Annotated in this window: 18 protein-coding genes; 7 read left to right on the plus strand and 11 right to left on the minus strand. The window is 72.5% G+C overall.

Annotated features, from left to right (window positions below):
- The first annotated feature begins 113 nt into the window (after positions 1-113).
- Together pknB and QSK45_RS06000 are read left to right on the plus strand one after the other, a co-directional pair.
- Positions 114-2030, plus strand: coding sequence for a Stk1 family PASTA domain-containing Ser/Thr kinase (pknB, locus tag QSK45_RS05995; protein WP_285553964.1), 1917 nt, complete (start codon positions 114-116; stop codon positions 2028-2030).
- A 73-nt stretch (positions 2031-2103) separates the two neighbouring features.
- A complete protein-coding gene (locus QSK45_RS06000) occupies positions 2104-2982 on the plus strand; it encodes a deoxyribonuclease IV (protein WP_285553966.1) in 879 nt (292 codons plus the stop codon).
- Between the two features lie 9 nt (positions 2983-2991).
- Here QSK45_RS06000 and QSK45_RS06005 read toward each other — a convergent pair whose 3' ends face one another.
- Entirely contained in the window at positions 2992-3624 is a 633-nt protein-coding gene (locus QSK45_RS06005; RefSeq protein WP_285553968.1) for a sulfite oxidase-like oxidoreductase, read from the minus strand.
- Positions 3625-3813: 189 nt separating this feature from the next.
- Here QSK45_RS06005 and bfr point away from each other — a divergent pair, with 189 nt between their 5' ends.
- Entirely contained in the window at positions 3814-4323 is a 510-nt protein-coding gene (bfr, locus tag QSK45_RS06010) for a bacterioferritin (protein WP_285553970.1), read from the plus strand.
- Positions 4324-4331: 8 nt separating this feature from the next.
- Here the strand turns inward: bfr and QSK45_RS06015 are convergent, their stop codons facing one another.
- Entirely contained in the window at positions 4332-4559 is a 228-nt protein-coding gene (locus QSK45_RS06015) for a (2Fe-2S)-binding protein (RefSeq protein ID WP_285553975.1), read from the minus strand.
- A gap of 150 nt (positions 4560-4709) precedes the next feature.
- Positions 4710-6062 (minus strand): class II 3-deoxy-7-phosphoheptulonate synthase, encoded by a 1353-nt coding sequence (locus QSK45_RS06020; RefSeq protein WP_285553977.1) that lies wholly within the window; start codon positions 6060-6062, stop codon positions 4710-4712.
- A gap of 104 nt (positions 6063-6166) precedes the next feature.
- On the opposite strand from QSK45_RS06020, the gene QSK45_RS38320 reads away from it, so the two are divergent.
- Complete coding sequence (locus tag QSK45_RS38320) at positions 6167-6223, plus strand: trp operon leader peptide (protein WP_351876482.1); 57 nt, start codon at positions 6167-6169, stop codon at positions 6221-6223.
- A 99-nt stretch (positions 6224-6322) separates the two neighbouring features.
- Positions 6323-8239: an anthranilate synthase family protein gene (locus QSK45_RS06025; RefSeq protein ID WP_285553978.1), complete on the plus strand. Its 1917-nt coding sequence runs from the start codon at positions 6323-6325 to the stop codon at positions 8237-8239.
- On the opposite strand, the gene QSK45_RS06030 is transcribed toward QSK45_RS06025, so the two are convergent.
- The 5 genes from QSK45_RS06030 to QSK45_RS06050 all read right to left on the minus strand — a co-directional run bounded on the left by QSK45_RS06030 (position 8191) and on the right by QSK45_RS06050 (position 13227).
- Positions 8191-9186: a 2-hydroxyacid dehydrogenase gene (locus QSK45_RS06030; RefSeq protein ID WP_285553979.1), complete on the minus strand. Its 996-nt coding sequence runs from the start codon at positions 9184-9186 to the stop codon at positions 8191-8193. The genes QSK45_RS06025 and QSK45_RS06030 overlap by 49 nt on opposite strands.
- Positions 9187-9369: 183 nt before the next feature.
- Positions 9370-10398, minus strand: coding sequence for a 6-phosphofructokinase (locus QSK45_RS06035; RefSeq protein ID WP_285553980.1), 1029 nt, complete (start codon positions 10396-10398; stop codon positions 9370-9372).
- 134 nt (positions 10399-10532) lie between these two features.
- On the minus strand, positions 10533-11210 hold the full coding sequence (locus QSK45_RS06040; RefSeq protein WP_285553982.1) for a response regulator: 678 nt from the start codon (positions 11208-11210) through the stop codon (positions 10533-10535).
- Positions 11207-12418, minus strand: coding sequence for a MacS family sensor histidine kinase (gene macS, locus QSK45_RS06045; protein WP_285553983.1), 1212 nt, complete (start codon positions 12416-12418; stop codon positions 11207-11209). The genes QSK45_RS06040 and macS overlap by 4 nt, the downstream gene beginning before the upstream one ends.
- A gap of 62 nt (positions 12419-12480) precedes the next feature.
- The gene (locus QSK45_RS06050; protein ID WP_285554642.1) at positions 12481-13227 is read right to left on the minus strand and encodes a lysophospholipid acyltransferase family protein; all 747 of its coding nucleotides are present in this window, start codon (positions 13225-13227) and stop codon (positions 12481-12483) included.
- Positions 13228-13411: 184 nt separating this feature from the next.
- Here QSK45_RS06050 and QSK45_RS06055 point away from each other — a divergent pair, with 184 nt between their 5' ends.
- Positions 13412-14191 carry an alpha/beta hydrolase gene (locus tag QSK45_RS06055; protein ID WP_285553985.1) on the plus strand — a complete coding sequence of 260 codons (780 nt, stop codon included), beginning with the start codon at positions 13412-13414 and terminating at the stop codon, positions 14189-14191.
- The gene (locus tag QSK45_RS06060) at positions 14184-14789 is read left to right on the plus strand and encodes a hypothetical protein (RefSeq protein ID WP_285553986.1); all 606 of its coding nucleotides are present in this window, start codon (positions 14184-14186) and stop codon (positions 14787-14789) included. The genes QSK45_RS06055 and QSK45_RS06060 overlap by 8 nt, the downstream gene beginning before the upstream one ends.
- A gap of 118 nt (positions 14790-14907) precedes the next feature.
- On the opposite strand, the gene QSK45_RS06065 is transcribed toward QSK45_RS06060, so the two are convergent.
- The 3 genes from QSK45_RS06065 to QSK45_RS06075 form a co-directional block, all read right to left on the minus strand.
- Positions 14908-15666: an endonuclease/exonuclease/phosphatase family protein gene (locus tag QSK45_RS06065; protein WP_285553988.1), complete on the minus strand. Its 759-nt coding sequence runs from the start codon at positions 15664-15666 to the stop codon at positions 14908-14910.
- A 127-nt stretch (positions 15667-15793) separates the two neighbouring features.
- The gene (locus tag QSK45_RS06070) at positions 15794-16747 is read right to left on the minus strand and encodes an ROK family glucokinase (protein WP_285553990.1); all 954 of its coding nucleotides are present in this window, start codon (positions 16745-16747) and stop codon (positions 15794-15796) included.
- 66 nt (positions 16748-16813) lie between these two features.
- Positions 16814-17311: a DUF5304 domain-containing protein gene (locus QSK45_RS06075; RefSeq protein ID WP_285553992.1), complete on the minus strand. Its 498-nt coding sequence runs from the start codon at positions 17309-17311 to the stop codon at positions 16814-16816.
- Positions 17312-17352: the final 41 nt, after the last annotated feature.

Consider the following 17352-nt stretch of genomic DNA (forward strand, 5'->3'; position numbering starts at 1 on the left):
CCTCCACCGGAATATCGCGTCCCCGCGTGGGAAGCGTCACAGGTCCGCTGCAGTACGCGGGCGGGCGGGACCGACGGGCGGGGGATGTCCGCGGGGACTCGTAGACTCGGCGTGTGGACATGACCCTTCAGGACGCCCTCGTCGGGCACGTGCTCGACGGCCGGTACCGCGTGGACGCGCGGATCGCGGCGGGTGGGATGGCGACGGTGTACCGGGCGCTGGACACGCGTCTGGACCGGGTGCTGGCGCTGAAGGTGATGCATCCGGCGCTGGCGGCCGACGCGGCGTTCGTGGAGCGGTTCATCCGCGAGGCCAAGTCCGCCGCCCGGCTCGACCACCCGAACGTGGTGCAGGTCTTCGACCAGGGCACCGACGGGTCGTACGTGTACATGGCGATGGAGTACGTCTCGGGGTGCACCCTGCGGGACGTGCTGCGCGAGCGCGGCGCGCTGCGGCCGCGGGCCGCGCTGGACATCCTGGAGCCCGTGCTCGCCGCGCTCGGCGCCGCGCACCGGGCGGGGTTCGTGCACCGGGACATGAAGCCCGAGAACGTACTGATAGGCGACGACGGCCGGGTCAAGGTCGCCGACTTCGGCCTGGTCCGTTCCGTGGACACGGTGACCAGCACGACCGGCTCCGTGCTCGGCACCGTCGCGTACCTCGCCCCCGAGCAGATCGACCAGGGCACCGCCGACCCCCGCGTCGACGTGTACGCCTGCGGTGTCGTCCTCTACGAGATGCTGACCGGCGCCAAGCCGCACTCCGGAAACTCCCCGGCGCAGGTGCTCTACCGGCACATCAACGAGGACGTGCCGCCGCCCTCCGCTCAGGTGCCGGGGCTGGCGCCCCGGCTGGACGAGCTGGTCGCGTCGGCCACCGCCCGCACCCCCGAGGCGCGCCCGTACGACGCGGTCGCGCTGCTCGCCGAGGCCCGCGAGGCCCGTGCGGCACTGACCGGGGAGCAGCTGGACGCCGTGCCGCCGCAGGCACGGACCGTGGAGCACGAGAACGCGGAGAACCGTACGAGCGTGATCCCGCGCGCGCTGACGGTGCCGAGGCCGCTGCCGGTGAACGAGGACGACGACGGCGACGGCGTGAGCCGCACCGCCCGCTTCCGGGCCGCGCCCGTGCCCCCGCCGCGCCGGTCCCGGCGCCTCATACTCACCGTCGCCGTCGCCGTGCTCCTCGTGCTCGGCGCCGGCACCGGGGTCTGGTACATCAACTCCGGGCAGTTCACCAAGGTCCCCCCGCTGCTGACGAAGACCGAGACGCAGGCGCGGGACCGGCTGAAGCAGGCCGGGCTGGAGGTCGGGAAGGTCAAGCGGGCGTACGACGACACCGTCGAGCGCGGCACCGTGATCAGCACCGATCCGGCGCCCGGGGCCCGGATCCGGGACCACGACGCGGTGACGCTGACCGTCTCGCTCGGCCCGGAGACGGTCAAGGTGCCCGACCTGGCCGACCTGCCGCTCGCCCAGGCGCGGCAGAGGCTCAAGGCGGCCGGTCTCGAGCCGGGCATGGTCACCCGGGAGTTCAGCGCCGACGTCGACCAGGGCGCGGTGATCTCCACGGTTCCGGGGTCCGGCACCGAGCGGCACGCGGGTTCCGCGATCGCGCTGACCGTCAGCAAGGGCAGCCCCGTCGACGTACCGGACGTCACCGGCGACGACCCGGCCGACGCCGAGCAGGAGCTGACGGCGGCCGGGCTCAAGGTGAGGATCGCGAGCGAGCAGGTCAACTCCCCGTACGACAAGGGCAAGGTCGCCCGGCAGAGCCCCGGCGACGGGGATCAGGCCGCCGCGGGCGACACGGTGACGCTCACCCTGTCCAAGGGACCCCAGATGATCGAGGTCCCGGACGTGACCGGCGACAGCGTGGACGACGCCCACCAGGCGCTGGAGGGCGCCGGGTTCAAGGTCGAGGAGGACCGCGGGATCCTCGGACTCTTCGGCGACACGGTGAAGAAGCAGTCGGTGGAGGGCGGAAAGACCGCGCCCAAGGGGTCCACGATCACGATCACCATCCGGTGAATCCGCGAACCCGGTGACGGGGTTCACCCCGGCCGCGGTCCGGGCGCCCCTGCGGACATGACACCCTGAACGGGTGAGTTCCGATCCCTCCTCCCTCCCCCGCAACCCCGTCGGCGGCCATGTCCCGGTGGCCGGCGGCCTGCACTCGGTGGGGCTGTCGTACGCCCGTGAGCTGGAGGCGGAGACCGTGCAGGTCTTCGTGGCCAACCCGCGCGGCTGGGCCACCCCGGCCGGCAACCCCCGGCAGGACGAGGCGTTCCGCGCGGCCTGCGCCGAGGAGTCGATCCCGGCGTACGTCCACGCCCCCTACCTGATCAACTTCGGCTCGCACACCGAGGCGACCGTGGAGAAGTCCGTGGAGTCGCTGCGGCACTCGCTGCGGCGCGGGCGGGAGATCGGCGCGCTCGGCGTGGTGGTGCACACCGGCAGCGCGACCGGCGGGCGGGCCCGGGAGGTGGCGCTGAAGCAGGTGCGCGAGCACATGCTGCCGCTGCTGGACGAGCTGACCCACGAGGACGACCCGTTCCTGCTGCTGGAGTCGACGGCGGGCCAGGGGGCCTCGCTGTGCTCGCGGACCTGGGACTTCGGGCCGTACTTCGAGGCGCTGGACGCCCATCCGAAGCTGGGCGTGTGCCTGGACACCTGCCACGTCTTCGCCGCCGGGCACGACCTCACCGGCCCGGCGGGCATGCGCCAGACGCTCGACCTGCTGGTGGAGACCGTCGGCGCGGGCCGGCTGAAGCTGATCCACGCCAACGACTCCAAGGACGTGGTCGGCGCGCACAAGGACCGGCACGAGAACATCGGCTCCGGCCACATCGGCGAGGAGCCCTTCCGCGCCCTGATGAACCACCCGGCGACCGCGGGCGTCCCGCTCGTCATCGAGACCCCGGGCGGCAGGGAGGGCCACGCGGCGGACGTGGCCCGGCTCAAGCGCCTCCGGGACGGCTGACCCGGAGCCCTACAGCTCCGGCCCCTCCCCCGGCTCCTCCTGGTACGAGTACCGCTGCTCCTTCCACGGGTCGCCCACGTTGTGGTACCCGCGCTCCTCCCAGAACCCGCGCCGGTCGGCCGTCATGTACTCCACGCCCCGCACCCACTTGGGCCCCTTCCAGGCGTACAGATGGGGCACGATCAGGCGGACCGGAAAGCCGTGCTCGGCCGTGAGGAGTTCGCCGTCCTTGTGGGTGGCGAAGAGGGTGCGGTCGGTGAGGAAGTCCGTCAGGCGCAGGTTGGAGCTGAAGCCGTACTCGGCCCAGACCATCACATGGGTGACGTCCGGGGCCGGTGGGGCCAGTTCCGCGATCGCGGCGGCGGGGACCCCGCCCCATTCGGCGCCGAGCATGCTGAACTTGGTCACGCAGTGCAGATCGGCCACCACGGTGGCGTACGGCAGGGCCGTGAACTCGTCGTGGTTCCAGCAGTGCTTGTCGCCGTCGGCGGTGGCGCCGAAGACCCGGAAGTCCCAGCGCTCGGGCCGGAACTTGGGCACCGGTCCGTAGTGCGTGACCGGCCAGCCGCGCTGGAGTCGCTGTCCCGGCGGAAGCCCGGACCCTGCCGCCGCTCCAGACTCTCGCTCCACCGGATGACCCATGTAACCATCCTGACAGACCTGGGGCAGTGCCCTTGACCGCCCCTCCTCAAAACGGGCAAACACCATCAAACATCAGCACATTTACTAAGTACGCACTTACTGGACGATCTTCTCTTCCGGTGCAATCATGCGGCCCACACCTCCCCCGACGTCCGCGTGGGAGACATCCGTGTGGAAGGAGCCGCTGCGATGCAGGGCGACCCCGACGTCATCGAACTGCTCAACGAACAGTTGACCGCCGAGCTGACGGCGATCAACCAGTACTTCCTGCACTCCAAGATCCAGGACCACCGGGGGTGGTCCAAGCTCGCCGAGTACACCCGGCGCGAGTCGTTCGACGAGATGCGGCACGCGGAGATCCTGACCGACCGCATCCTGCTGCTCGACGGGCTGCCGAACTACCAGCGGCTCTCCCACATCGAGGTGGGGCAGACGGTGACCGAGATGTTCCGGGCCGACCGGCAGATCGAGGTCGAGGCGATCGACCGGCTGCGCCGGGGCGTGCAGATCATGCGTGACAAGGACGACATCACGTCCGCGAACATCTTCGAGGCGATCCTGGCCGACGAGGAACACCACATCGACTACCTGGACACGCAGCTGGAACTCGTGGACAAGCTGGGCGAGGCGCTGTACCTCTCGACGGTGATCGAGCAGAGCCAGCCGGACCCCTCGGGGCCTGGTACCAGCGGCTTCTAGCGGCGGGCCTAGGCGGCGTCGTCCAGCCGGTCGAGCGTCGCCGGGGCGCGCTGCTCGATCAGCTCGCGGCGGGGGCAGGCACCCCGGCCGAGCAGGGCCTGGATGCGTCGTACGCAGCGGCCGCAGTCCGTGCCGGCCTTGCACGCGGACGCGATCTGGCGCGGGGTGCAGGCGCCGTCGGCGGCGTGCTGCTCGACCTGGGCCTCGGTGATACCGAAGCAGCTGCACACGTACACGCGGACTGACCTCCCGACGGGATCGCCGTGACTCTGCCATCCCGTTCCCGGTGAGGCAAACCTAACCTTACCCGCCACTTCGCGACCGCAAAAGAGTGCGGGGCGCGGATCCGTTGTGATCCGCGCCCCAGAACAGCCCTCGGGAGCCGCTCACTGGTCCCGGTACATCTCCGCGACCAGGAAGGCCAGGTCGAGCGACTGGCTGCGGTTGAGCCGCGGGTCGCACGCCGTCTCGTACCGCTGGTGCAGGTCGTCGACGAAGATCTCGTCGCCGCCGCCCACGCACTCGGTGACGTCGTCGCCGGTCAGCTCCACGTGGATGCCGCCCGGGTGGGTGCCGAGCCCCTTGTGCACCTCGAAGAAGCCCTTGACCTCGTCGAGCACGTCGTCGAAGCGGCGGGTCTTGTGCCCGGAGGCCGCCTCGAAGGTGTTGCCGTGCATCGGGTCGGTCACCCAGGCCACCGTGGCGCCGGACGCCGTGACCTTCTCGACCAGCTCGGGCAGCCGGTCGCGGATCTTGTCGGCGCCCATGCGGACGATGAAGGTCAGCCGGCCCGGCTCCCGCTCGGGGTCGAGGCGGTCGATGTACTTCAGCGCCTCCTCGGCCGTGGTGGTCGGGCCGAGCTTGATGCCGATCGGGTTGCGGATCTTCGAGGCGAACTCGATGTGCGCGTGGTCCAGCTGACGGGTGCGCTCGCCGATCCACACCATGTGCGCCGAGACGTCGTACAGCTTGCCGGTGCGGGAGTCGACCCGGGTCAGGGCGGACTCGTAGTCCAGCAGCAGCGCCTCGTGCGAGGAGAAGAACTCGACGGTCTTGAACTCCTCCGGGTCGGTCCCGCAGGCCCGCATGAAGTTCAGGGCGTTGTCGATCTCCCGGGCCAGCTGCTCGTAGCGCTGGCCGGAGGGGGAGGTCTTCACGAAGTCCTGGTTCCAGGCGTGCACCTGGCGCAGGTCGGCGTACCCGCCGGTGGTGAAGGCGCGCACCAGGTTCAGCGTGGACGCCGAGGCGTTGTACATCCGCTTCAGCCGCTCGGGGTCCGGGATGCGGGCGGCCTCGGTGAAGTCGAAGCCGTTGACGGAGTCGCCCCGGTAGGTCGGCAGCGTGACGCCGTCGCGGGTCTCGGTCGGCTTGGAGCGCGGCTTCGAGTACTGCCCGGCGATCCGGCCGACCTTCACGACGGGCACGGAGGCCGCGTAGGTGAGGACGGCGCCCATCTGGAGCAGTGTCTTGAGCTTCTGGCGGATCTGGTCGGCGGACACCGCGTCGAAGGCCTCGGCGCAGTCGCCGCCCTGGAGGAGGAACGCCTCTCCCTTGGCGACGGCCGCCATCCGGGCGCGCAGCTGATCGCACTCGCCGGCGAAGACCAGCGGCGGATACGACTCGAGGTCCGCGATCACTGCGCGCAGAGCCTCGGTGTCGGGGTACTCGGGCTGCTGCGCCGCGGGCAGGTCTCGCCAGGTGTTGCCAGCGCTCGCGCTGGTCTTAGCGTTCACGGTCACCTCGTACACATTACGGGGTCGTGTCCCGTGTTCCACGAGACGCCCGAAAAGTGAGACGGGGCGACTGACCCGTGGACGGCGTGCGGTGCGGTAGGGTCTTCGGCATGTTCGCGCTTTCCAACCAGAACTGGTGGTGGACCGCTTCCTCGGCGGCCCACTGATCGCGCGCACCCAGACTTCGCGAAGGCCGCCCGAGGGGCGGCCTTCGGCGTTTCCGGGGTCGTTCCTCTCCCTCACCCGATCGAGTAGGAGCCCGACCCGTGGACCTCATGGACCTGCTGTCCGACCCCCGTCCCTTCGCCCTGCTGCGCCGCCGCGTCCCCGGCCGCGCCGAGCACCCGGTGGAGGTGCTGATCGGCCCGGTCGGCGCCCGGGACCGGCTCGCCGAGCTGCCGGACGAGTGCCTCGCCCTGGTGCCGTTCCGGCAGCTGCGCGAGCGCGGCTTCGACGTCCGCGACGACGGCACCCCGCTCCTGGTGCTGACGCCCGAGGAGTCGTACGAGATCCCGCTCGACGAGGCCCTGGAGCAGCTCCCGGCGCGGGAGGTGCGGGTCGAGGGCGGCGGCTTCGACGTCGGCGACGAGGAGTACGCCGGGATCGTCGGCCGGGTCCTGGAGCGGGAGATCGGCGGGGGCGAGGGCGCGAACTTCGTGATCCGGCGGACCTACGAGGGCGAGATCCCGGGGTTCGGCCGCGCGGACGCGCTGGCGCTGTTCCGGCGGCTGCTGGAGGAGGAGCGCGGCGCGTACTGGACCTTCGTGGTGCACACCGGGGACCGGGAAGGGCCCGAGGGGCCTTCCCCGGAAGGCGGGCGGACGCTGGTCGGCGCGAGCCCGGAGGTGCACGTGCGGATGTCCGGCGGCACGGTCGTCATGAACCCGATCAGCGGCACCTACCGCTACCCCGCCGAGGGGCCGACACCGGAGCACCTCCTGGACTTCCTCGCCGACGGCAAGGAGATCGAGGAGCTGTCGATGGTCGTCGACGAGGAGCTGAAGATGATGTGCACCGTCGGCGACATGGGCGGGGTCGTCGTCGGGCCGCGCCTGAAGGAGATGGCGCACCTCGCGCACACCGAGTACGAGCTGCGCGGGAAGTCCTCGCTGGACGCCCGGGAGGTGCTGCGGGAGACCATGTTCGCGGCGACCGTCACCGGGTCACCGGTGCAGAACGCGTGCCGGGTGATCGAGCGGCACGAGGTGGGCGGCCGGGGCTACTACGCCGGCGCGCTGGCGCTGCTCGGCCGGGACGCGGGCGGCGCGCAGACCCTCGACTCCCCCATCCTGATCCGCACCGCCGACATCGACGCGGCCGGGCGGCTGCGGGTGGCGGTCGGGGCCACGCTGGTGCGCGGCTCGGACCCGGCGGGCGAGGTCGCCGAGACCCACGCCAAGGCGGCCGGCGTGCTCACCGCCCTCGGCGTGCGGCCGGGGCGGCCGCGCGCGGAACGGGAACTGCCCCGGCTGGCCGACGATCCCCGGGTGCGGGCCGCGCTGGACGGTCGGCGGGCCGCGCTCGCGCCGTTCTGGCTGCGGATGCAGGAGCGGGCCGCCGAGGTGGGCGGCCGTGCCCTGGTGGTCGACGGCGAGGACACCTTCACCGCCATGCTGGCGCACCTGCTGCGCGCGGCGGGCCTGGAGGTGGCGGTACGGCGCTACGACGAGCCGGGGCTGCGCGCGGCGGTGCTCGCGCACGAGGGCCCGGTGGTGCTCGGTCCCGGCCCCGGCGACCCCGGCGACCTGGCCGACCCGAAGATGCGGTTCCTGCGGGAGCTGACCCGGACCGTCATCCGGGAGCACCGGCACGGGGTGCTGGGGGTGTGCCTCGGCCACGAGCTGATCGCGGCGGAGCTGGGCCTGGAGATCGTCCGCAAGGAGGTGCCGTACCAGGGGGCGCAGACCGCGATCGAGCTGTTCGGGCGGCCGGAGACCGTCGGCTTCTACAACAGCTTCACCGCCCGCTGCGACGAGGAGGCGGCGCGGGAGCTGGCGGCGCACGAGGTCGAGGTGAGCCGGGCGGCGAACGGCGAGGTGCACGCCGTACGGGGGCCGGGGTTCGCGGGGGTGCAGTTCCACCCGGAGTCGGTGCTGACCGTCAACGGGGCTGAGATCGTAAGGGAGTTGGTGAGTCAGCTGCGCGGCACGAGCACGTTCTCCGAGCGGCGTCCGGCGCGGTAGTCCAGGACGTTGCGCAGGGTGGCCGCCACGATCTGGGCGACGGCGTCCTCGGTGTAGTACGCCTGGTGCGAGGTGACCAGGACGTTGGGGAAGGTGACGAGGCGGGCCAGGGTGTCGTCCTCCATGGCCGTCAGGGACCTGTCGAGGAAGAACAGGCCCGCCTCCGACTCGTAGACGTCCAGGCCGACGCCCGTGAAGCGGCCCGCGCGCAGCTCGTGCACCAGGGCGGCGGTGTCGACGAGGCCGCCGCGGCTGGAGTTCACCAGGATGGCGTCGTCCTTCATCGTCTTCAGGGCGACCCGGTCGATGAGGTGCTCGGTCTCCGGCATCAGCGGCACGTGCAGGCTGACCAGGTCGGACTCGGCGAGCAGCCGCTCCTTGGTCACGTACTCCATGCCCAGGGCGCGGCAGTCGGGGTTCTCGGCGGCGTCCCAGCCGAGCAGCCGCATGCCGAAGCCGTGCGCGATCCGGGCGAAGGCGGCGCCGATCTTCCCGGTGCCGACGACGCCGGCGGTGCGGCCGTGCAGATCGCGGCCCATCAGCCCGTCGAGCCGGAAGTCGAAGTCGCGGGTGCGGGTGGCGGCGCGCACGATACGGCGGTTGACGGCCATGGCGAGGGTCCAGGCGAACTCGGCGACCGCGTACGGCGAGTAGGCGGAGACCCGGGCGACGGTCATGCCGAGGCGGGCGGCGGCGTCGAGGTCGACGTTGTTGAAGCCGGTGGCGCGCTGGGTGGCCAGCCGGGTGCCGCCGGCCGCGAGGATCTCCAGGACCCCGGGCCCGAGATCGCAGTTGACGCTGGTGGAGACCATCTCGTGGCCGGCCGCGATGCGCGCGGTGTCCTCGTCGAGGAACACGTCCAGGCAGCGGATCGCCTGCCGCCCCGCGAACGCGCGCTCCAGCAGCGGCTTCTCGTCGGACTGCACGCCGAATGCGAGGAGTTCCATGGTTTCTCCCATCCCGGGGCCTGTAGGTCGAATATACGACTTTCAGTTGTCCGACAGTCGCACGGCCCACAGCCCGGGTGCGCGCGGCCCGGGGCGCGCACGTCCCCGGGTGCGCGCGGCCCGGGGCGCGCACGTCCCCGGGTGCGCGCGGCCCGGGGCGCGCTCGTCCCCGGGTGCACCGGTTCAGCCGAAGAACACCCCGGCCTCGTCGTAGAGCTTCGGGTCGACCGTCTTCAGCTTGGCGGTCGCCTCGGTGAGGGGCACGCGGACCACGTCGGTGCCGCGCAGGGCGACCATCTTGCCGAAGTCGCCGTCGCGGACGCAGTCCACCGCGTGCAGCCCGAAGCGGGTGGCGAGCCAGCGGTCGAAGGCACTGGGGGTGCCGCCGCGCTGGATGTGCCCGAGGACCGTGGTGCGGGCCTCCTTGCCGGTGCGCTTCTCGATCTCCTTGGCCAGCCACTCGCCGACCCCGGACAGCCGGACGTGCCCGAAGGAGTCCAGCGACTGGTCCTTGAGCACCATGTCGCCGTCCTTGGGCATGGCGCCCTCGGCGACCACCACGATCGGGGCGTACGACGCCGTGAAGCGCGAGGTGATCCAGGCGCACACCTGGTCGAGGTCGAAGCGCTGCTCGGGGATGAGGATGACGTTGGCGCCGCCGGCCAGTCCCGAGTGCAGGGCGATCCAGCCGGCGTGCCGCCCCATCACCTCGCAGACCAGGACCCGCATGTGGGACTCGGCGGTGGTGTGCAGGCGGTCGATGGCCTCGGTCGCGATGTTGACGGCGGTGTCGAAGCCGAAGGTGTAGTCGGTGGCGGACAGGTCGTTGTCGATGGTCTTGGGCACGCCGACGCACGGCACCCCGTACTCGTCGGACAGCCGCGCGGCGACCCCGAGGGTGTCCTCGCCGCCGATCGCGACCAGGGCCTCGACCTCGTGCTTGGCGAGATTGTCCTTGATCCGGCGGATGCCGTCCTCGATCCTGAGGGGGTTGGTCCTGGAGGAGCCGAGGATGGTGCCGCCGCGGGGCAGGATGCCGCGCACGGCGGGGATGTCGAGGCGGACGGTGCGGCCTTCGAGGGGGCCCCGCCAGCCGTCCCGGAAGCCGACGAACTCGTAGCCGTACTCCTGTACGCCCTTGCGCACGATGCCCCGGATGACGGCGTTGAGCCCCGGGCAGTCGCCGCCTCCCGTCAGTACTCCGATCCGCATGGAAATGTCCCTTCACCCGCAGTGCCTGACGCTTTGTCACGCTAGTGGTGATGCGTGTCACATCGGGAGAGGCGGTACGGGTGAATCGGGGGGATGACGACGCCGGCCGGGGGCGCGCCGCGGGCGGCCGGGCGCTACTCCTCGTCGAGGCCGCGCTCGATCGCGTACCTCACCAGCTCGACCCGGTTGTGCAGCTGGAGCTTGCCGAGGGTGTTCTGGACGTGGTTCTGCACGGTGCGGTGGGAGATGACGAGGCGCTCGGCGATCTGCTTGTAGCCCAGGCCCTTGGCGACCAGCCGCAGCACCTCCGTCTCCCGCTCGGTCAGCCGGGGCGCGCCGGGCTCGTCGGTGTCGGGGGCGGGCGCCGGTTCGGCGGCCAGCCTGCGGTACTCGCCGAGGACCAGTCCGGCGAGGCCGGGCGTGAACACCGGGTCGCCGACGGCCGTGCGGCGCACCGCGTCCAGCAGCTCGGCGGTCGACGCCGACTTCAGCAGGTAGCCGGTCGCGCCGGACTTCACCGCCTCCAGGACGTCGGCGTGCTCACCGCTCGCGGACAGCACCAGGACGCGCAACGACGGGTCGTGGGCGACGAGTTCCTTGCACACCTGGACGCCGGGCTTGGCCGGCAGATTGAGGTCCAGGACCAGCACGTCGGGGGCGGCGGCCTTGGCGCGGCGCACGGCCTGCTCGCCGTCGCCGGCGGTCGCGACCACCTCGAAGCCGGACTCGGCCAGGTCCCGGGCGACCGCGTCGCGCCACATGGGGTGATCGTCCACCACCATGACCCTGATCGGGTCCTGCCGCTGTGTCATCGCTGCTCCGCCTTCTTCCCCCGCGCCGGCACGGCGCCCTTCGGTACCTTCAGTTCGACCTCCGTGCCCTGTCCGGGCACGGAGATCAGCTCGGCGCTGCCGCCGAGGTCGCGCAGCCGCCCCCGGATGGACTGCGCGACGCCGAGCCGCCCCTCGCCCTCGGCCTCGGCGAGCCGGCCCTCGGGGATGCCGGGGCCGTCGTCCCGGACGGTGACGAGAACGGCCTCCGGCTCGTCCTCGACCAGGATCCAGGCCCGCGCCCCCGCACCGGCGTGCCGGCTCACATTGTCCAGGGCGGCCCCGACGGCCGCGGCCAGCTCCCGGGCGGCGGCCGGCGGCAGCGGCACCGGGGCGCCGGGCTCGGCCAGGCTCACCCGGTCGCGGGCGAACGGCGCGAGGAGGGTACGCAGATCGACCGGGCCGTCCGCGTCCGGGGGCTCGACGGCGCGCACGACGCCGTCCCCCGCGATCCGGGAGACCGGCAGCAAACCGCCGGAGACCAGGGTGCGCAGGGCCACCTCCTGCTCGCCCGCGAGCCGGCCCAGTTCGGCCGCCTCGCCGCCGAGGGCGGTGCCGCGGCGCTTCACCATCGCCAGGACCTGGAGCACGCTGTCGTGGATGTCCCGGGCCAGCCGCTCCCGCTCCCGGGTCGCGGCCTGGATCTCCAGGGCGCGGGCGAGGGTGCGTTCGGAGGCGCGGGCCACCTCCACGACGTAGCCGATGCCGATGGAGGCCACCCAGACCAGGATCAGGCTGTGCACGGTGTCCTTGGCGATCTGGCCGCGCTCGACCAGGTTGGCGGCGGCCACCGCGGTGGAGGCGACGGCGGCCCAGCGCCAGCCGCCCTTGACCGCGAAGGCGAGGACCGCGCCGCCGGCCCATATCGTCGGCAGCGTCGGACCGCCCGCGGCCCGCTGGTGGCTGTCGGCGAACGCGGTGAGCAGGATGCCGGCGAGGGCGATGGTCAGGTCGGCGGCGAGGAAGCCCTTGGTGCAGGTGACCGCGCCCCGCACCCGGGGCAGGGTGGCGAGGGTCCACACCGTGAGGACGGCGTCGTAGCCGATCGCGATCCACGGGCGGGTGAAGTGCTCGTACGAGGTGACGCACAGGCCGACCGCGTACAGCATCGTCAGCACGCGGTACCCGGCGAGCGCCCGCCACAGCGGCAGCTCCACCGACATCCTCAGCACACGCTCGCGCCCGGCCATGTCCCCCCCCTGTCGGCCCCTTCTGCCTCGTCGTCCCCCGGCCCCCGCCGGGCCCCCCGCGGCTACTTCGCCTCCGCCGCCTTCTCGGCCGCCTTCTCGGCCTCCCTGGCGGTCTTCTCCGCTTCCTTGGCCGCCTTCGCCTCCTCCGCGATCTGCCGCTTGGCGGCGGTCGCGTACATGTCGACGTACTCCTGGCCGGACAGCTTCATGATCTCGTACATGACCTCGTCGGTCAGCGCGCGCAGCACGAAGCGGTCGTGCTCCATGCCCTGGTAGCGGCTGAAGTCGAGGGGCTTGCCGATGCGGATGCCGGGGCGCATCAGCTTCGGCATCACCTTGCCGGGCGGCTGGATCTTCTCGGTGTCGATCATCGCCACCGGGATCACCGGTGCCCCGGTCGCGAGCGCCACCCGGGCGAGGCCGCCGGGCTTGCCCCGGTAGAGCCGGCCGTCGGGCGAACGGGTGCCCTCCGGGTAGATGCCGAACAGCTCCCCGCGCTCCAGCACCTCTATACCGCTCTTGATCGCGGCCTCGCCGGCGCCGCGCGCCCCGGAGCGGTCCACCGGGAGCTGGCCGACCCCCTTGAAGAAGGCGGCGGTGAGCCTGCCCTTGACGCCGGGCGTGGTGAAGTACTCGGCCTTCGCGATGAAGGTGACCTTGCGGTCCAGCATCGTCGGCAGGAAGAACGAGTCGGAGAAGGACAGGTGGTTGCTGGCCAGGATGGCCGGTCCCGTGGCCGGAATGTTCTCCAGACCCTCCACCCAGGGCCTGAAGGCGAGCTTCAGCGGCCCTCCGATGGCGACCTTCATCGTGCCGTACAACACCCGTGTGCCTCCCGTTTCCGTCGAGGAGACCTTAACCCCCAGGACCGGCAAAGCACCCGACGGACCTGGTCGGTGTCCGTGCGGTCGCGTACGGTGAAGCACATCCGCGCGTTCTCAACGCCCCGGCCGCACGGCGCGGGGCCCTTCCCCAGGAACAGGAGCGTCGAAGGTGCCGGTTCTCCCTGGAGCCGAGCCGTACCGCCACTCCGGCGGCGAGGTGGGCGTCCTCTTCTGCCACGGCTTCACCGGCTCGCCCCAGTCGCTGCGCCCGTGGGCGGAGCACCACGCGGCAGGCGGCCTGACCGTGTCGCTGCCGCTGCTGCCCGGCCACGGCACGCGCTGGGAGGACATGCAGCTCACGGGCTGGCAGGACTGGTACGCGGAGGTGGACCGCGAGCTGCGGCTGCTGTCCGAGCGCTGCTCCCGGGTGTTCGTCGCGGGCCTGTCCATGGGCGGCGCCCTCGCGCTGCGGCTGGCCGCCCTGCACGGCGAGCGGATCGACGGCGTGGTCGTCGTCAACCCCGCGAACAAGGTCCACGGCCTGTCGGCGTACGCCCTTCCCGTGGCCCGGCACCTGGTGCGCACCACCAAGGGCATCGCCAGCGACATCGCCAAGGGCGGCGTGGCCGAGACGGGCTACGACCGGGTCCCGCTGCACGCGGCGCACTCGCTGCGCCGGTTCCTCCAGCGGCTGGACGGGGAGCTGCCCAGGATCGCCCAGCCGTTGCTGCTGCTGCGCAGCGCCCAGGACCATGTCGTACCGGCCGCCGACTCGGCCCGGGTGCTCGACCGGATCTCGTCCGCGGACGTCCGGGAGATCGTGCTGGAACACAGCTACCACGTCGCGACGTTGGACGTGGACGCGGACCGGATCTTCGAGGAGAGCCTCGGTTTCATCGGCCGGCTCGCACCGATTCCGGGCAAGGAAGGGACGGCCGCAGTTGGCTGAGCACGACCCGGGTCCCGAGGGCCGCGAGGACCGGGAGGACCGGGAGCCGGACGAGAGCGGGCTGCGCTTCGACGAGGACGCCGCCTGGCGGGCCATCGTGGCCGGATACGGCGAGGAGCCGCCGGACCCGCCGGGGAGCAAGCCCTTCAAGCCGGTGGAGGACCTGGCGCTGCTGGAGAAGGACGCGCTGCTGGAGCGGCTGGAGAAGGACACTCCGCCCGAGAGCGAGGGTTCCGGGGAGCAGCGGCCCGCCCGGCCGCTGGGCGGCTCGATCTCCTTCGCACCGGGCGTCGGCCCCCGCGACTACCGTGCGCCGGAGCCCTCCGAGGACGACTTCGACGAGGACGACGAGGGCCATTTCGTGCCGCCCGAGCCGCCGCCGCTGGAGACCGGCGACACCACGTCGAAGTTCGCGTGGCTCGGCGTCGTCGGCGGGCCGGTCCTGCTGCTGCTGGCGGTGCTGCTCGGCTGGGACATGACCTGGTGGCTGACGACGCTCGGCATCGGCGGCTTCCTCGGCGGCTTCGCGACGCTGGTGGCGCGGATGCGGACGGACGAGGACGACGACGACGATCCGGGGCGGGGGGCCGTGGTCTAGCCGGGTGGTTTTCCCGCCCGGCCTCCGGTCCGGCTGCCCGGCTCCGGGTCGGTCCCCGGCCCGGCTGCCCGGCTCCGGTCCGGCTGCCCGGCCTCCGGTCCGGCGTCCTGCCCGGCTCCTACGCGGCTTCGCGCGCGACGGCCGGGACCCGCAGGGCGGCCAGGACCGGGAGGTGGTCGGTGGCGGCGGCCAGGTCGGCGGGGGTGACACCCGGCTGGTCCAGGGGGACCCCGCAGCCGAGCACCTCGATGCCCTGGGTGGCGAACACCGCGTCGATACGCCGCCGGGGCGCGCGCGTCCAGGTCTCCTCGCCGCCCCAGGGAGCCACGGCCCGGCAGTCCTGGAGGGCGCCGGCGAGCAGCCCGAAGGTGCGGCCCGCGGGGTCCTCGTTCAGGTCGCCGCCCACGAGGGCGTGCTCCACGCCGAGTCCGTCGAGCCGGTCGAGCAGCAATCCGCCCTGGGCGTAGCGCTCCTGGGCGTCGAGACCGAGGTGGCAGCTGATCACGCCGAGCCGGGCGCCGCCGAAGCGGACCACCGCGGTGGCGAGGCCGCGCCGGTGCCGGCCGGGGGTGAGGGGCAGCAGGACGTCCTCGGTGCGCTCCACAGTGGCCCGCAGCGAGCACAGGATCGCGGGTCCCGCCGCGGTGGCGCCGCCGGTGAGGACGACGAGCCCCGAGGCCGCGGCGAGCCGCGCGAGCTTCTTGCGCCAGCGGAAGAAACGGGGGGCTTCCTGGAGGAGGACCAGGTCGGGGGCGCAGGCGGTGATCACCCGGGCGAGGGCGTCGGTGTCGTCGCGCATCGAGCGGATGTTGTAGCTCAGGACGCGCAGGACGGCTGAACCATCGGGCTCTGTGTGGGAGTTGGGGAGCGGCGCCATGTGGATCAATGTACGCCCAGGGGGGCGCGAGGTGCGTACGCGGCCGCCGGATGCTCGTGGCCGGCCGCCCCCGCGGCGGAGCCGCGGATCGCTACGGCCCCGCGCCCCCTTGGGTGCTGGACGTCCCTTACATGATCGGGTCGGGTTCGCGGGCCAGGTCGGCCGCGCCGACCAGGCCGGCCTTGTTGCCGAGCTGCGCCGCGATCACGTCGGCGACGGGACGCCAGTTGCCCCCGACCAGCCACCGCTTGTACGACTTGCGGATCGGGTCGAGGACCAGCTCGCCCTCGTCGGAGAGGCCGCCGCCGACGATGAAGGCGGAGGGGTCGAAGAGGGAGGCCAGGTCGGCGAGGCCGGCGCCGGCCCAGCGGGCCAGCTCGCGGTAGGAGTCGACCGCGACCGGGTCGCCCTGCCGGGCGGCCATGGAGATGTGCTTGCCCTCGATGCCCTCCGGGGTGCCGTCGCCGAGCGAGAGCAGCAGCTCCGCGTTCTCGGGCGTGGCGTTGGCACGCTGCTTGGCGTACCGGACCAGGGCGCGCCCGGAGGCGTACTGCTCCCAGCAGCCCTGCGAGCCGCAGCCGCACAGCAGGCCGTCCGGGACCATCCGGATGTGGCCGAACTCGGCGGCCACGCCGAAGTGGCCGCGGCGCAGCTTGTTGCCGATGATGATGCCGCCGCCGAGGCCGGTGCCGAGCGTGATGCAGATGACGTTGCGGTGGCCCTTGCCGGCGCCGAACTTGTACTCGCCCCAGGCGGCGGCGTTGGCGTCGTTCTCGACCACGACGGGGAGGCCGGTGCGGGCCTCGACCTCTTCCTTGAGCGGCTCGTTGCGCCAGTCGATGTTGGGCGCGAAGTAGACGGTGGAGCGCTGCCGGTTGACGTAACCGGCCGCACCGATGCCCACGCCGACGATCTCGTGCCCGGCACGCGCGCCCTCCACCGCGGAGGCGATGGCGTCCACGATGGCCTCGGGCGTGGTGGGGGTCGGCACCTTGAAGGTCGAGAGGATGTTGCCTTCCTCGTCGACCACGCCGGCCGCGATCTTTGTGCCGCCGATGTCGACGCCGATGGTGAGTCCCATGAATCCCTCAGTTCGGTCGAGCCCCGCTACGGCCAACCGTACCCGAGGCCCTTGCGGGCGAGGGCTTCAGTCCAGGTCGATGCGCTCCCCGGAGCCGGTGCCCTCGCCTCGGTCGCGCCCCGTGCCCTCGCCGCGGCGCTCCGCCCGCCACTCGTCCGCGAGGTCGGCCGGGCCGGAGGTCCAGCGGTGTTCCTGGGACTGGACCGCGGAGCGGTAGGCGGCGAGCAACTCGTTGCCGGCGGCGGCGAGGTGGTCGAAGACGTCCGGGTTGCGCTCTATGACGGGCTCGACGGCGGCCTTCGCCTGCTGGACGACCTGCCTGACCATCTGCTGGGCGGCGGGTCCGGCGAGGGCGCCGAGGGGGGACTGGAGGCCGGACAGCTTGTCGGCCACCGTGTCCACGAGCTTCTTCAGTTCCTCGGCGGCGGAGCCGGGGGGCGGGCCGTAGGTGGTGCGGCGGCGGGCCTTCTCGGCCTCCAGGTCCTCGGCGCAGGCCGTGGCCCAGGCGTCGGCGTCGCTCACCCGCGGCTCCTCGTGCGGTTCGGCGGGGCGCTCTTCGCTCATGGCGGACTCCTGACTGCGGTACGCCCTTACGACGTTACCCG

Origin of the sequence: Streptomyces hygroscopicus subsp. hygroscopicus (genome assembly GCF_030269125.1) — a bacterium.
Lineage (GTDB): Bacteria > Actinomycetota > Actinomycetes > Streptomycetales > Streptomycetaceae > Streptomyces > Streptomyces hygroscopicus_C.